This is a genomic window from Streptococcus caprae (assembly GCF_042649745.1).
Lineage (GTDB): Bacteria > Bacillota > Bacilli > Lactobacillales > Streptococcaceae > Streptococcus > Streptococcus caprae.
Map to the genome: position 1 here is coordinate 87,669 of NZ_JBHRZV010000029.1, position 12,285 is coordinate 99,953.

Genomic DNA, 12,285 nt, shown 5'->3' on the forward strand with positions numbered 1-12,285 from the left:
TAATGGGAACAAGAAAACTAGAGAGTACTGTGAAACTCAGTAAAAGTAGTAAAAGCAGTAAAAGGAGCAAACCATGACATTTGAAGAGATTTTGCCAGGCCTCAAGGCCAAGAAAAAGTATGTCCGCACGGGATGGGGTGGGGCTGAGAACTTCGTCCAGCTCTTTGATACCATCGAGATCAACGGACAAAAACTGGAGGCCACACCATATTTCCTGATTAACGTGACGGGTGACGGTGAGGGCTACTCCATGTGGAGTCCAACGCCTTGTGACGTGCTGGCGACTGACTGGGTAGAAGTCCATGACTAGACGGGTCCTCATCACTGGCGTTTCCTCAGGAATTGGGCTAGCACAAGCTCGGGCTTTTTTGGAAAATGGCTGCGCAGTCTACGGCATCGACAAATCAGAGCGACCAGATTTGGCAGGCAATTTTCAGTTCTTGCAGGCGGACCTGACAGGGAACTTATCTCAGGTGCTTGACTTTGCGCCTGAAATTGATGTGCTCTGTCTGACAGCAGGCGTTCTCGACGACTATAAGAAGCACTTGGAGACGACAGAAGAAGAAATAGAGCAAATTTTTGCGACCAACTTTTTTAGTGTGACCAAATTGGTTCGCCTCTACCTGCCCCAGATGGTCGAGCGAAAGTCTGGTATTATCATCACCATGTGCTCAATTGCTAGCTTTTTAGCCGGTGGCGGAGGTTCTGCCTATACAGCTAGCAAGCATGCCCTAGCAGGTTTTACCAAGCAATTAGCCCTAGACTATGCCCGCGATGGGGTTCAGGTTTTTGGGATTGCACCTGGTGCGGTTCAAACGGCCATGACCCAAGCTGATTTTGAACCAGGCGGTTTAGCGGACTGGGTGGCAGAAGAAACTCCTATCGGACGCTATACCCAGCCTCTGGAAATCGCAGAGCTGACCCTCTTTCTCGCCTCTGGCAAAGCCCAATCCATGCAGGGAGAGATTGTACGCATTGACGGTGGTTGGGGGTTGAAATGACCAAATACTTCGAGATTGGCTTTGGCAACCGTTGGTTCATGAGGACAGAGTTTGAGACAAGCGATGGTACAGAGTACGAGGTAAAAGGCTGGGTCAGACCCATAGCACCTCAGTCTATTTACCTTCGTCTTTGGGTCGGCTACTGTGTCTTTATTTGGGATAGCGAAGATGGGATAAAATGCGGCAAAAAGTCGCGCAAAGCTCTGAAATTTATCTTAGGCATACGCTCCAAATCCTCTCAGTAAACCTTAAAGAATCCTTATCAGACTTTTTGATGGGTAGACTTTTTAAATTGTTTTTGCTAGATTAGTATGAGAAAAACAAAACAAAAAGGAGACACGTATGTCTGAAAAGAAAAGTGTATATGCACTGACCTCAGCCTATGTTGCTGTGATGGTGCTGAGTTTCATCTATAACTTCCAGTTCAGAGGAATTTCCTATCAAGACAGCCAATTTGTTATTGCTGAAATTCCGTTCTTGCTGGTATTAGTCGCCATGATGAGTTGGTATGTCTGGGAATACGGCGAAAAATTTAGCTTACCAAGTGAAATTATTCCCCAGCGTCATTATTTTGTCATTGGCTTTGTTCCTTTAGCTTTGACCTTGTTACTGGTCTGGTTGGGGTAATTTCAAATTAGTCTAGCGTTCATTTTGCCTCTGGTCGGCACTCTGTTGGTTGGTTTTGGCGAGGAGTTTCTCTTTAGACGGGTGATTTTACCTTACTTTCTGAAAAAGTTTCCTATCCGTAAAGTCATTATTTTATCTGCACTAGTATTTGGCGTTTTCCATGCCCTCAATATTTTTGCAGGTAGTGATGTTAAGGCGGTGATGGTTCAAGTTGTCACGACGACGATTCTTGGTTTTTACTATGCACATCTTTATCTGTTGATGCAAAAAATCACTTGGTGCGCAGTGGACCATGGGTTATGGGATTACATTGTTTTTAACAAAGCAGCGGCTTCAATCCCACTTATTATGGGACTCCTGATTGCTCAGGTAGTCCTTCGTATCGTGATGACCATCATCATGGCACGACGAGTGGCAAAAATCGCTAAATCATAAAAACGAAGAGGAGATGTTATGAAATTAGGATTACTCGGTACAGGCATGATTGTCAAGGAACTTCTACCTGTCTTATCAACGATTGAGGGAATTGAACTCTCGGCTATCCTATCAACACCGCGCAGTCTAGGAACTGCTCAGGAGCTGGCTGACCAGTATGGCATAGGGACAGCGATGTCTGACTATGACGAGGTCTTAGCAAATCCTGACGTGGACACAGTCTATGTGGCTGTGCCTAACCACCTTCACTATGACTATGCTCGCAAGGCTCTTCTGGCTGGTAAGCACGTTATCTGCGAGAAGCCCTTTACCCTGCGACTATCTGACTTGGAGGATTTGGTAGCCATAGCAGAGCAGCAAAACCTTTTCTTGCTAGAGGCCATCACCAACCAGTACCTGGGCAATTTTGCCTATCTACGTGACCATCTGTCTGACCTTGGCGAGGTCAAGATTGTCTCTTGCAATTATTCCCAGTATTCGTCCCGCTACGATGCCTTTAAACGGGGAGAGATTGCACCTGCCTTTGACCCTGCTCAGGGTGGTGGTGCCCTTCGTGACCTCAATATCTACAACATCCACTTGGTAGTCGGTCTCTTTGGGCGACCAAAGCGTGTGTCTTATCTGCCCAACATGGAGCGTGGCGTGGACACGTCAGGTATCCTGACCATGGACTATGGCGAGTTTAAAGCAGTTTGTATCGGTGCCAAAGATTGCGGAGCAGCTATTACCTCAACTATCCAAGGAAACAAGGGCTCTCTAGTGGTCAATGGTCCGACCAACAGCATGCCGTCTGTGACCCTTGCTCTAAATGGGAAAGAGCCTCAGACTCTGGATGCCAACACCCCTCACCACCGCATGCAGGCTGAGTTTGTTGCTTTTGAGGAGATGATCCGGACGGATAACCATGTGGCAGCGCAAGCGCAACTGGAGCATAGTCTAGCGGTCATGGCAGTGCTGGATGAGGCCGTTTCGTCTTTAAATTAACAATTCCATCAAAATATGATATAATCCAAGGGTAATAGCTCTGCTATTGCCTTTTATTAAAGGAAAAATGACAAACAGAATTGAGAAAAAATGAGTAATTACGCTATTATCCTCGCTGCGGGTAAGGGAACCCGCATGAAGTCTGACCTGCCTAAGGTTCTGCATAAGGTTGCAGGAATCACGATGTTGGAGCATGTTTTTCGCAGTGTTTCTGCTATTGAACCTGTTAAAAATGTGACGGTTATTGGCCACAAGGCAGAGCTGGTTCAGGAAGTGCTTGAAGGGCAATCAGACTTTGTCCTCCAATCAGAGCAACTCGGAACTGGTCATGCTGTAATGATGGCAGAGCCTGTTCTTGGAGACCTCCAAGGTCATACCTTGGTCATCGCTGGAGATACACCTCTCATTACAGGAGAGAGTCTGGCTAACCTCATCCAGTTCCACATTTCCCATAAAAATGTGGCGACAATTTTAACAGCAGAGGCTGTTAATCCATTCGGTTATGGTCGTGTGGTTCGCAACAAACACAACGAAGTGACTAAGATTGTTGAGCAAAAGGACGCTTCTGATTTTGAACAGCAGATTAAAGAAATTAACACAGGAACTTATGTTTTTGATAACAAACGTCTTTTCGAAGCTCTGAAAAACATCAATACTAATAATGCCCAAGGGGAGTACTACTTGACGGATGTTATTGGAATTTTCAGGGAAGCTGGTGAGAAGGTTGGGGCCTACATTCTCAAAGATTATGACGAGAGCCTTGGGGTAAATGACCGTGTTGCTCTAGCGACTGCAGAGGCTGTTATGCGTCGTCGTATCAATGAGAAACATATGGTAAATGGTGTTTCCTTTGTCAACCCTGAAGCGACCTACATTGATATCGATGTAGAAATTGGAGCTGAAGCTGTCCTCGAGGCTAATGTTGTCCTCAAAGGTCAAACGACAATTGGCGAACGCACGGTCTTGACCAATGGGACACGTGTGGTTAATTCTACGATTGCAGAAGATGTAGTGATCAGTAATTCAGATATCGAGGACGCAACGATTGCTGCAGGCGTGACTGTCGGTCCCTATGCCCACATTCGTCCAGGATCAAGCCTGGCTGAACAGGTTCATATTGGAAACTTCGTCGAAGTCAAATCCTCAACTATTGGAAAAGGTACAAAAGCTGGGCATCTGACCTATCTCGGCAATGCTGAGGTTGGTGAAGCTGTTAACTTTGGAGCTGGAACCATCCTGGCCAACTACGATGGTCAAAATAAATTTACCACAACGATTGGTAACGATGTCTTTGTGGGTTCAAACTCAACTATCGTAGCACCATTGACAATTGGAGACAATGCAGTCTTGGCAGCTGGTTCAACCTTAACTCAGGATGTCCCAACAGATGCCATCGCTATTGCGCGTGGTCGTCAGGAAAACAAGGAAGGCTATGCGACTCGTTTCCCATATCATCCAAAGAATAAGTAGGACACTATGGAATTTGAAGAAAAAACAATCAACCGTCAAGAAATTTTTAAGGGCCACATTTTTGACGTAGTTGTTGACGATGTTGAACTGCCCAATGCTCTCGGTCATGCTAAGCGAGAGTTGATTTTCCACAAGGGAGCAGTAGCGGTTCTTGCCGTTACTCCAGAGGGGAAAATTATTATTGTTAAGCAATACCGCAAGGCCATCGAACAAATCAGCTATGAAATTCCAGCAGGAAAGCTTGAGATCGGAGAAAGTGGCTCTGAGCGTGATGCTGCTCTGCGTGAATTGGAAGAAGAGACAGGCTATACAGGTTCAATTTCTGAGATACACGAATTTTATACCGCCATTGGATTTTGTAACGAAAAAATCAAACTCTATCTGGCGACAGACTTGGTCAAGGTTCCAAATCCACGTCCACAAGATGATGACGAGGTCCTTGAGATTTTTGAATTGACCTATGAAGAATGTCTGGACTTGGTCAAAACTGGCCAGTGCCAGGATGCTAAGACCATTATTGCTCTGCAATATTTTGGCTTGCATTTAAACAAAAACTAATACACTTAAACAGGAGGAGTGACAATGGGAAAGCCCTTGTTATCCGATGAAATACTTGAAAAAGCGGCGCGTGGAGAGGATATTCATACCGATTATCCTTATGAAGATTGGGATTCTCAGGAAACCAAGGTTATTCCAATCAAACAAGAGTCGACCCCCTATCTTGAGGATACGATTGACCTAGCTGAAGATAACCGTACAGTCAAAAGTCGTCGGATTGAGAACGCTCGTCGTGGCCAATTTCAATCCAAACTCAATAAGATTTTGATTATCTTACTAATCCTCGTCGCTATCCTTGTTTACGCTGCCTTTAATTTATAGGAGAATTAATGAAAATAGGAATTATTGCTGCTATGGAGCAGGAGCTGAAGATCTTAGTTGAAGAATTAGAAAACCCGCAGACGGAGGAGGTTCTAGGCCACACCTATCACACTGGTCAGTTGGGACTCCATGAAGTTGTCCTCGTACAGTCGGGTGTTGGTAAGGTCATGTCGGCTATGAGTGTAGCGGTTTTGGTTGACCATTTTGATGTTGAGGCTCTTATCAATACAGGTTCAGCAGGAGCCCTTCATCCTGATTTACAGGTTGGAGATATTGTTGTTGCAGATCGATTGGCCTACCATGATGTTGATTTGACTGCCTTTGACCGTTATGTTTTTGGACAAATGGCAGGGCAACCCCTCTATTATGAGTCTGATAGCCGATTTGTGAAGACCTTCCAGAACGTTCTGGAGGAGGCTCATCTTAATAGTCGTATTGGGCTCATCACGAGCAGTGATAGCTTTATTGCAGGCAAAGAAAAAACTGATGCTATCAAGGGGCATTTTCCAGATGTATTGGCGGTTGAGATGGAGGGAGCTTCCGTTGCTCAAGCGGCATACTCTGTTGGTAAGCCCTTCATTGTGATACGTGCCATGAGTGATACAGCCGCCCATGATGCGAATGTCACATTTGATGAATTTATTATTGAGGCTGGGGCAAAGTCAGCTCAACTTTTGATCACTTTCTTGACCAAATTATAAGAACTCATAAAAAATAACTAAAACTCAGATTTTGTAACAAAACTGTAAGAAAAAACTTGAAAAAAGCACGCAAAAATCTAACTTTTTGCGTGTTTTTGTGTTATAATTTGAAATAATGCTGTTTTGGGCAGTTTTTAAGTATAGAAATGATTGAGAGGTCTACTGGATGGCTAGAGATGGCTTTTTTACAGGTTTAGATATTGGAACAAGTACGATAAAAATTCTCGTTGCTGAATTTATCAATGGCGAAATGAACGTAATCGGTGTTAGCAACGTGAAGAGTGCAGGGGTGAAAGACGGAATTATCATTGATATCGACGCCGCGGCCAAAGCTATTCGAGTTGCCATTGAACAAGCGGAAGAAAAAGCTGGTATTACGATTGAAAAGGTTAATGTTGGCCTGCCTGCTAATCTTCTAAAAGTTGAGCCGACACAAGGGATGATTCCTGTTCCAAGTGACTCTAAGGAAATCAAGGATGAGGATGTAGAGAGCGTTGTGCGGTCAGCTTTGACGAAGAGCATCACGCCTGAACGTGAAGTGATTACCCTAGTCCCAGAAGAGTTTATCGTAGATGGTTTCCATGGTATTCGTGATCCTCGCGGCATGATGGGGATTCGCTTGGAAATGAGAGGTGTTTTATACACTGGTCCGACGACTATCCTTCATAATCTTCGTAAAACCGTTGAAAAAGCTGGAATTAAGTTGGAAAACATCATTATCTCACCATTAGCTTTAACGCGTTCTGTGTTAAATGAAGGCGAGCGTGAATTTGGTGCTACAGTCATTGATTTCGGTGGTGGGCAAACAACTGTTGCTGTCATGAGTAATCAAGAGTTACAGTATACAAATATCTACGCCGAGGGTGGAGATTATGTCACTAAAGACATTTCAAAAGTCCTTAAGACATCCATTCCTTCTGCTGAAGCTCTCAAGTTTAACTTCGGAAATGCGAATGTTTCTGAAGCAAGTTTAACAGAGACCGTTCAAGTTGAAGTTGTTGGAGAAAGCCAACCTGTTGATGTGACTGAACGCTTCTTGGCAGAAGTTATTTCAGCTCGTATTAGCCATATTTTAGATCGTGTAAAACAAGACTTGAACCGTAGTCGCGTGCTTGAATTACCAGGCGGTGTCATTATGGTTGGTGGTGGTGCAATCATTCCAGGTGTTGTTGAATTAGCTCAAGAAATTTTGGGAGTTAATGTTAAATTGTATGTGCCAAATCAAGTTGGTATTCGCAATCCAATGTTTGCTAATGTGATTAGCATCGTTGAGTATGCAGGAACCCAGTCAGAAGTTGATGCTATATCTCAACGAGCGATTGCAGGAGAAGAGTTGTTAAGACGTAAACCTATTGATGTAGGCCAAACACGTTATACTCAACCTTCTTATCAATCAACTGAATCAACACAGACTTCCCCAGTTACGCCATTACCAAACATCGAGCCTACTACACAGGCGACTCCGGCAACACCAAAAGAGGACAAGCCCAAAATTTCAGATCGTGTTCGTAATTTTGTCGGTGGTTTATTTGACTAAAAGTATATAAAGTGAGGAATTAACATGGTATTTTCATTTGACGCAGCGTCAGTACAAGGAGCAGTAATCAAGGTCATCGGTGTCGGCGGTGGTGGCGGAAACGCTATTAACCGAATGATTGATGAAGGTGTAGCTGGTGTTGAATTTATCGCAGCTAACACAGATATCCAAGCATTAAGCTCTTCTAAGGCTGAAACAGTCATTCAGTTGGGCCCTAAATTGACACGTGGACTCGGTGCCGGAGGTCAACCTGAAGTTGGTCGTAAGGCTGCTGAAGAAAGCGAAGAAACTTTAACGGAAGCTTTGACTGGAGCTGACATGGTCTTCATCACTGCTGGTATGGGCGGTGGCTCTGGTACAGGTGCTGCGCCAGTTATTGCCCGCATCGCGAAAAGTATCGGTGCCTTGACAGTTGCCATCGTTACTCGTCCATTCGGTTTTGAAGGGAACAAACGTAGCAACTTTGCAATTGAAGGTATTGCAGAATTACGCGAACAAGTAGACACTCTCCTTATTATTTCAAACAACAACTTGCTTGAAATTGTTGATAAGAAAACACCACTTCTTGAAGCCCTCAGTGAAGCAGACAATGTTCTTCGCCAAGGTGTTCAAGGGATTACAGACTTAATCACAGCACCAGGTCTTATCAACCTTGACTTCGCTGACGTTAAGACGGTTATGGCTAACAAGGGTAACGCTCTTATGGGTATCGGTATTGGTACAGGTGAAGAGCGTATCGTTGAAGCGGCACGTAAGGCTATCTACTCACCACTCCTTGAAACAACAATCGATGGAGCTGAAGATGTTATCGTTAACGTAACCGGTGGTCTTGATATGACTCTTACGGAAGCAGAAGAAGCTTCAGAAATCGTTAGTCAAGCAGCTGGTAAGGGTGTTAATATTTGGCTCGGTACCTCAATTGATGATACGATGCGTGACGAAATTCGTGTAACAGTTGTGGCGACAGGAGTTCGTAAGGATCGTGCGGATCAAGTTGCCTTCGGCCATGGTCGTTCATTCGCCTCTACAAACGGTGTGGCATCACAAGCAGGAGCTCAGTACGCTAATGAACATACAACTCAAGCCAATCGTTCTGGCTATGATTTTGATATGCAAGAACGCCCTGAGATGCCATCACAAACTCAAAGTCGCTTTGTAGAACATACTGCTTCTCAAGACTCTGCCTTTGGTAACTGGGACTTACGTCGCGAAAATATTACACGTCCAACTGAAGGAGAATTAGATAGTCGTCTCAGTATGACAACATTCTCTACAACTAATGAAGGTGATGATGAATTAGAGACACCTCCATTCTTCAAGAACCGTTAATGATGAGTCTTAAAGATAACAAAAAACGAGTTTTTGAAGAGGTTGATCAGGCTATTCAAAATTCTGGTCGACCGTCAAGCAGTGTCCAAATTATCGCTGTTACAAAATATGTAGAACCTCAAATTGCCAAAGAGCTTGTCTCAGCAGGTGTTCAACATATTGGTGAAAATAGAGTCGATAAGTTTTTGGAAAAATATAATTTTCTAAAAGACGAAGGAGTTACTTGGCATCTTATTGGAAGTCTTCAAAGTCGTAAGGTCAAGGATGTTATCAATTTTGTAGACTATTTCCACGCCTTAGATTCAGTGAAGCTAGCCAGAGAAATTCAAAAGCGTGCAGAAAAAACAATTAAGTGTTTCTTGCAGGTCAATATTTCTCAAGAAGTTACTAAGCATGGCTTTGCTATTGAAGAAATCGAAGCAGCTTTGGAAGAAATTGCGGAGCTCGATAAGGTGGAAATTGTTGGCTTGATGACAATGGCACCATTGTCAGCTACAGACCAAGAATTACATGAACTCTTTGCCGAAGCAAATAGATTAAGAGAAAAACTTGCCAATCAAGGAAGACAGCATATGCCTTTTACTGAGTTGAGCATGGGAATGAGTGGTGATTTTCCAATCGCTATCGCACATGGTTCAACTTTTGTTCGAATAGGCTCAGCATTCTTTGATTAAAGGAAAAGAATATGGCATTAAAAGATAAATTTACAAATTTTATTTCTTACTTTGATACTGACGTTGTCGAAGAAGAATCAGTAGTGGAAGCTGAGGAAATTGAAGAGACTGTTGCTCCTGTACAAGAAGCTCCAGCCCAACGACCAGTCAAACCACAAGTGAGTCAGGAACGAGCGCAAAAAACTGTGCAACCTCCTGTACGTCCTTATCCAACATCAACTAATGTGCCCCGCATTCCTCCTTCACAAAGGGAAAAACAAGCCCGTCAACGCATGGAGGAGCAGCAACATCTTCGCTCAGTAAGTGATCCTAATCAAAACGCAGGTGAAACTATTGAGACACCTCAAGCACGCATTGCTCTCAAATATCCTCGTAAATATGAAGATGCTGAGACGATTGTTGATTTACTCATTGTTAATGAATGTGTTTTAATTGATTTTCAATACATGCTTGATGCTCAGGCACGACGCTGCTTAGATTTCATCGATGGAGCAAGTAAGGTTCTCTTTGGTAACCTTCAAAAAGTTGGTTCATCTATGTATCTTTTGACACCTAAAAATGTTGTCGTTGATATTGAAGAACTTTCAATTCCAACTCATACGCCTGATTTGAGCTATGATTACGACATGAAGAGACGTTAATATGGCTGTATTAATTTATTCAATCGTATCGAAACTCATTTATGCCTATTATTTGGTATTGGTTGTTTATGCACTTATGTCCTGGTTTCCAGGTGCTCGACAAAGTTCTTTTGGACGTTTATTGTCCAATTTATCAGAACCATTTTTAGAGCCTTTACGTCGACTAGGGTTGTCGTTTGCAGGACTTGATTTTTCAGTTGTTCTTGCAATTTTTATCCTGAATATGTTGCAAAAAATGCTTTTCATAATTTTCTTCTGATATGAAGTCAAGTAATGATTTAAACCAACATTTTAGGCCAGAAGAAACTCTTTTCATTGAGCGTTTGCAAGATATGATAAGAAGAGTCGAAGATACTTATAGTATCGTACTTACTGAGTTTTTTAATCCTCGTCAGATTCAAATTGCTCGAAGTGTTATTAGACATTCTGGCTTGAGTGTCTATATTAGTAGTGATTATGTTTCTAGCGAGTACGCACGTATTATTCTTGCACCAGACTATTATCAATTAGATTTGACTGATTTTGAGATAGAGTTATTGGAAATCTCATACAATTCTAAATTTAACCAGCTGACCCATGCTCAAATTATGGGAACTTTGATTAATCACCTGGGGATTAAACGTACAGTTTTTGGAGATATTCGGACGCGAGAAGGTCTTGCCCAAATTTTTGTTGATAGACAGTTACAAAGTCATTTTACGAGTATTGGTAAAATTGCTAGAGCATCAGTCAATTTTAAAGTACTTTCCTGGGATCAGGCCTTTCCTATTGAAAAAAGTGGCAAGGAACAGGATATTTTAGTCTCTAGTATGAGACTGGATAAAATTGTATCGACTGTTTTTAAGATACAGCGTTCACAAGCTCTGCGATTAATTGAAGCAGAAAAAGTGAAGGTTAATTATGCACTTGTTAGTCGACCATCTGAAATGTTGAGGATAGGTGATTTGGTTAGTGTTAGGGGTTACGGCAGATTTAGTTTAGAAGATGATAAGGGCCTTTCAAAGCAAGGAAAGCATAAGTTGATTGTTTTTTAGAGATAAGGCCTAATAAGTGAGTTGCAAAAGGAAGTTGTTTTGGGAAAAACAATGATACAGAGGAGAAATTATGGCATTAACTGCTTTAGAAATTAAAGATAAGACATTTAACAAAAAATTCCGTGGTTATGATGTTGAAGAAGTCAATGAATTCATAGACATCGTTGTTAATGACTATGAAAATCTTGTTCGCTTGAATAAGCAACAAGATAGTCGCATCAAGGATTTGGAAGATCGTCTTGCTTACTACGATAATATGAAAGAGTCTTTGACTCAGTCAGTTATTTTAGCTCAAGAAACAGCTGAGAAGGTTAAAAATTCGGCTCAAGATGAATCTACCAATATTGTCAATAAGGCAAACTATGATGCTAACCATTTGATTGAAGAAGCTAAGGCAAAAGCAAATCAAATTTTACGGGATGCCACTGATAATGCGAAACAAGTAGCAGTTGAAACAGAAGATTTGAAGCGTCAAAGTCGCCTCTTCCATCAACGCCTTGTTGCTGTAATGGAAAGCCAAAGTAAGCTTGTGAACTCACCAGAGTGGACAGAACTTTTACAACCGACAGCTGTTTACCTACAAAATTCGGATGCTGCTTTCAAAGAAGTCGTTGAAAAAGTACTGGAAGAACATGTTCCAGAGACCAATGATTCATCTTCATTAGATGCAACTCGTCAATTTACTCCTGAAGAGATGGAAGAACTTTACCGTCGAATGGCAGAAGCAAATGCTGAGTTGGAAACTGTTCAATCAGAACAGCTGATCATTGAAGCAGAGAACCAAACTGATAATCAATAATAGATAGTAAAAACAAAAAGACCAAGTATAGTTTTAGCGAGTAGGTGACGGTGGAAGGCCTACACTCCCTGATTGGTGCTTTATCCTTTTACATTGAAGTTGACTGAACAAATGAGTAAGTCAACAGGGGTGGTTCCCTTAATGACTACAGAGGGGAAAAATACTAGCAAAATT

The 12,285-nt window shown here is 42.5% G+C and carries 17 protein-coding genes; all 17 read left to right on the forward strand.

The window, feature by feature from the left end; all coding sequences use genetic code 11:
- Window positions 1–73 precede the first annotated feature (73 nt).
- The 17 genes from ACFORF_RS04375 (at window position 74) to ACFORF_RS04455 (ending at window position 12,111) form a co-directional block, all read left to right on the forward strand.
- Window positions 74–310: a DUF2829 domain-containing protein gene (locus ACFORF_RS04375; RefSeq protein WP_380425850.1), complete on the forward strand. Its 237-nt coding sequence runs from the start codon at window positions 74–76 to the stop codon at window positions 308–310.
- The gene (locus ACFORF_RS04380; protein WP_380425852.1) at window positions 303–1,001 is read left to right on the forward strand and encodes a 3-oxoacyl-ACP reductase; all 699 of its coding nucleotides are present in this window, start codon (window positions 303–305) and stop codon (window positions 999–1,001) included. The genes ACFORF_RS04375 and ACFORF_RS04380 overlap by 8 nt, the downstream gene beginning before the upstream one ends.
- Entirely contained in the window at window positions 998–1,246 is a 249-nt protein-coding gene (locus ACFORF_RS04385; protein WP_380425854.1) for a DUF3977 family protein, read from the forward strand. The genes ACFORF_RS04380 and ACFORF_RS04385 overlap by 4 nt, the downstream gene beginning before the upstream one ends.
- Before the next feature lie 97 nt (window positions 1,247–1,343).
- Window positions 1,344–1,628 carry a hypothetical protein gene (locus ACFORF_RS04390; RefSeq protein ID WP_380425856.1) on the forward strand — a complete coding sequence of 95 codons (285 nt, stop codon included), beginning with the start codon at window positions 1,344–1,346 and terminating at the stop codon, window positions 1,626–1,628.
- Window positions 1,629–1,652: 24 nt separating this feature from the next.
- The gene (locus tag ACFORF_RS04395; protein WP_380425858.1) at window positions 1,653–2,063 is read left to right on the forward strand and encodes a CPBP family intramembrane glutamic endopeptidase; all 411 of its coding nucleotides are present in this window, start codon (window positions 1,653–1,655) and stop codon (window positions 2,061–2,063) included.
- Between the two features lie 18 nt (window positions 2,064–2,081).
- Window positions 2,082–3,047, forward strand: coding sequence for a Gfo/Idh/MocA family protein (locus ACFORF_RS04400; protein ID WP_380425860.1), 966 nt, complete (start codon window positions 2,082–2,084; stop codon window positions 3,045–3,047).
- Window positions 3,048–3,137: 90 nt separating this feature from the next.
- Window positions 3,138–4,517, forward strand: coding sequence for a bifunctional UDP-N-acetylglucosamine diphosphorylase/glucosamine-1-phosphate N-acetyltransferase GlmU (gene glmU, locus ACFORF_RS04405; protein ID WP_380425862.1), 1,380 nt, complete (start codon window positions 3,138–3,140; stop codon window positions 4,515–4,517).
- 6 nt (window positions 4,518–4,523) lie between these two features.
- The gene (locus ACFORF_RS04410; RefSeq protein ID WP_380425864.1) at window positions 4,524–5,075 is read left to right on the forward strand and encodes an NUDIX hydrolase; all 552 of its coding nucleotides are present in this window, start codon (window positions 4,524–4,526) and stop codon (window positions 5,073–5,075) included.
- A gap of 24 nt (window positions 5,076–5,099) precedes the next feature.
- Window positions 5,100–5,396, forward strand: coding sequence for a cell wall synthase accessory phosphoprotein MacP (macP, locus tag ACFORF_RS04415; protein ID WP_380425866.1), 297 nt, complete (start codon window positions 5,100–5,102; stop codon window positions 5,394–5,396).
- Between the two features lie 8 nt (window positions 5,397–5,404).
- Window positions 5,405–6,097 (forward strand): 5'-methylthioadenosine/adenosylhomocysteine nucleosidase, encoded by a 693-nt coding sequence (locus tag ACFORF_RS04420; RefSeq protein WP_380425868.1) that lies wholly within the window; start codon window positions 5,405–5,407, stop codon window positions 6,095–6,097.
- 166 nt (window positions 6,098–6,263) lie between these two features.
- Complete coding sequence (gene ftsA / locus ACFORF_RS04425; RefSeq protein WP_380425870.1) at window positions 6,264–7,634, forward strand: cell division protein FtsA; 1,371 nt, start codon at window positions 6,264–6,266, stop codon at window positions 7,632–7,634.
- 24 nt (window positions 7,635–7,658) lie between these two features.
- Window positions 7,659–8,963 (forward strand): cell division protein FtsZ, encoded by a 1,305-nt coding sequence (ftsZ, locus tag ACFORF_RS04430; protein WP_380425872.1) that lies wholly within the window; start codon window positions 7,659–7,661, stop codon window positions 8,961–8,963.
- Window positions 8,964–8,965: 2 nt separating this feature from the next.
- Window positions 8,966–9,637: a YggS family pyridoxal phosphate-dependent enzyme gene (locus ACFORF_RS04435; RefSeq protein ID WP_380425874.1), complete on the forward strand. Its 672-nt coding sequence runs from the start codon at window positions 8,966–8,968 to the stop codon at window positions 9,635–9,637.
- A gap of 11 nt (window positions 9,638–9,648) precedes the next feature.
- Entirely contained in the window at window positions 9,649–10,278 is a 630-nt protein-coding gene (gene sepF / locus ACFORF_RS04440) for a cell division protein SepF (RefSeq protein WP_380425875.1), read from the forward strand.
- Window position 10,279: 1 nt separating this feature from the next.
- Complete coding sequence (locus ACFORF_RS04445) at window positions 10,280–10,537, forward strand: YggT family protein (RefSeq protein WP_380425877.1); 258 nt, start codon at window positions 10,280–10,282, stop codon at window positions 10,535–10,537.
- Between the two features lies 1 nt (window position 10,538).
- Window positions 10,539–11,312 (forward strand): YlmH family RNA-binding protein, encoded by a 774-nt coding sequence (locus ACFORF_RS04450; RefSeq protein ID WP_380425879.1) that lies wholly within the window; start codon window positions 10,539–10,541, stop codon window positions 11,310–11,312.
- A 70-nt stretch (window positions 11,313–11,382) separates the two neighbouring features.
- Window positions 11,383–12,111 (forward strand): DivIVA domain-containing protein, encoded by a 729-nt coding sequence (locus ACFORF_RS04455; protein ID WP_380425881.1) that lies wholly within the window; start codon window positions 11,383–11,385, stop codon window positions 12,109–12,111.
- Window positions 12,112–12,285 lie beyond the last annotated feature (174 nt).

What these genes read in the sequence shown, in the direction of transcription:
- ACFORF_RS04375 (WP_380425850.1), top strand. Translation starts at nt 74, where the DNA reads ATGACATTTGAAGAGATTTTGCCAGGCCTCAAGGCCAAGAAAAAGTAT.
- ACFORF_RS04380 (WP_380425852.1), top strand. Translation starts at nt 303, where the DNA reads ATGACTAGACGGGTCCTCATCACTGGCGTTTCCTCAGGAATTGGGCTA.
- ACFORF_RS04385 (WP_380425854.1), top strand. Translation starts at nt 998, where the DNA reads ATGACCAAATACTTCGAGATTGGCTTTGGCAACCGTTGGTTCATGAGG.
- ACFORF_RS04390 (WP_380425856.1), top strand. Translation starts at nt 1,344, where the DNA reads ATGTCTGAAAAGAAAAGTGTATATGCACTGACCTCAGCCTATGTTGCT.
- ACFORF_RS04400 (WP_380425860.1), top strand. Translation starts at nt 2,082, where the DNA reads ATGAAATTAGGATTACTCGGTACAGGCATGATTGTCAAGGAACTTCTA.
- glmU (WP_380425862.1), top strand. Translation starts at nt 3,138, where the DNA reads ATGAGTAATTACGCTATTATCCTCGCTGCGGGTAAGGGAACCCGCATG.
- ACFORF_RS04410 (WP_380425864.1), top strand. Translation starts at nt 4,524, where the DNA reads ATGGAATTTGAAGAAAAAACAATCAACCGTCAAGAAATTTTTAAGGGC.
- macP (WP_380425866.1), top strand. Translation starts at nt 5,100, where the DNA reads ATGGGAAAGCCCTTGTTATCCGATGAAATACTTGAAAAAGCGGCGCGT.
- ACFORF_RS04420 (WP_380425868.1), top strand. Translation starts at nt 5,405, where the DNA reads ATGAAAATAGGAATTATTGCTGCTATGGAGCAGGAGCTGAAGATCTTA.
- ftsA (WP_380425870.1), top strand. Translation starts at nt 6,264, where the DNA reads ATGGCTAGAGATGGCTTTTTTACAGGTTTAGATATTGGAACAAGTACG.
- ftsZ (WP_380425872.1), top strand. Translation starts at nt 7,659, where the DNA reads ATGGTATTTTCATTTGACGCAGCGTCAGTACAAGGAGCAGTAATCAAG.
- ACFORF_RS04435 (WP_380425874.1), top strand. Translation starts at nt 8,966, where the DNA reads ATGAGTCTTAAAGATAACAAAAAACGAGTTTTTGAAGAGGTTGATCAG.
- sepF (WP_380425875.1), top strand. Translation starts at nt 9,649, where the DNA reads ATGGCATTAAAAGATAAATTTACAAATTTTATTTCTTACTTTGATACT.
- ACFORF_RS04445 (WP_380425877.1), top strand. Translation starts at nt 10,280, where the DNA reads ATGGCTGTATTAATTTATTCAATCGTATCGAAACTCATTTATGCCTAT.
- ACFORF_RS04450 (WP_380425879.1), top strand. Translation starts at nt 10,539, where the DNA reads ATGAAGTCAAGTAATGATTTAAACCAACATTTTAGGCCAGAAGAAACT.
- ACFORF_RS04455 (WP_380425881.1), top strand. Translation starts at nt 11,383, where the DNA reads ATGGCATTAACTGCTTTAGAAATTAAAGATAAGACATTTAACAAAAAA.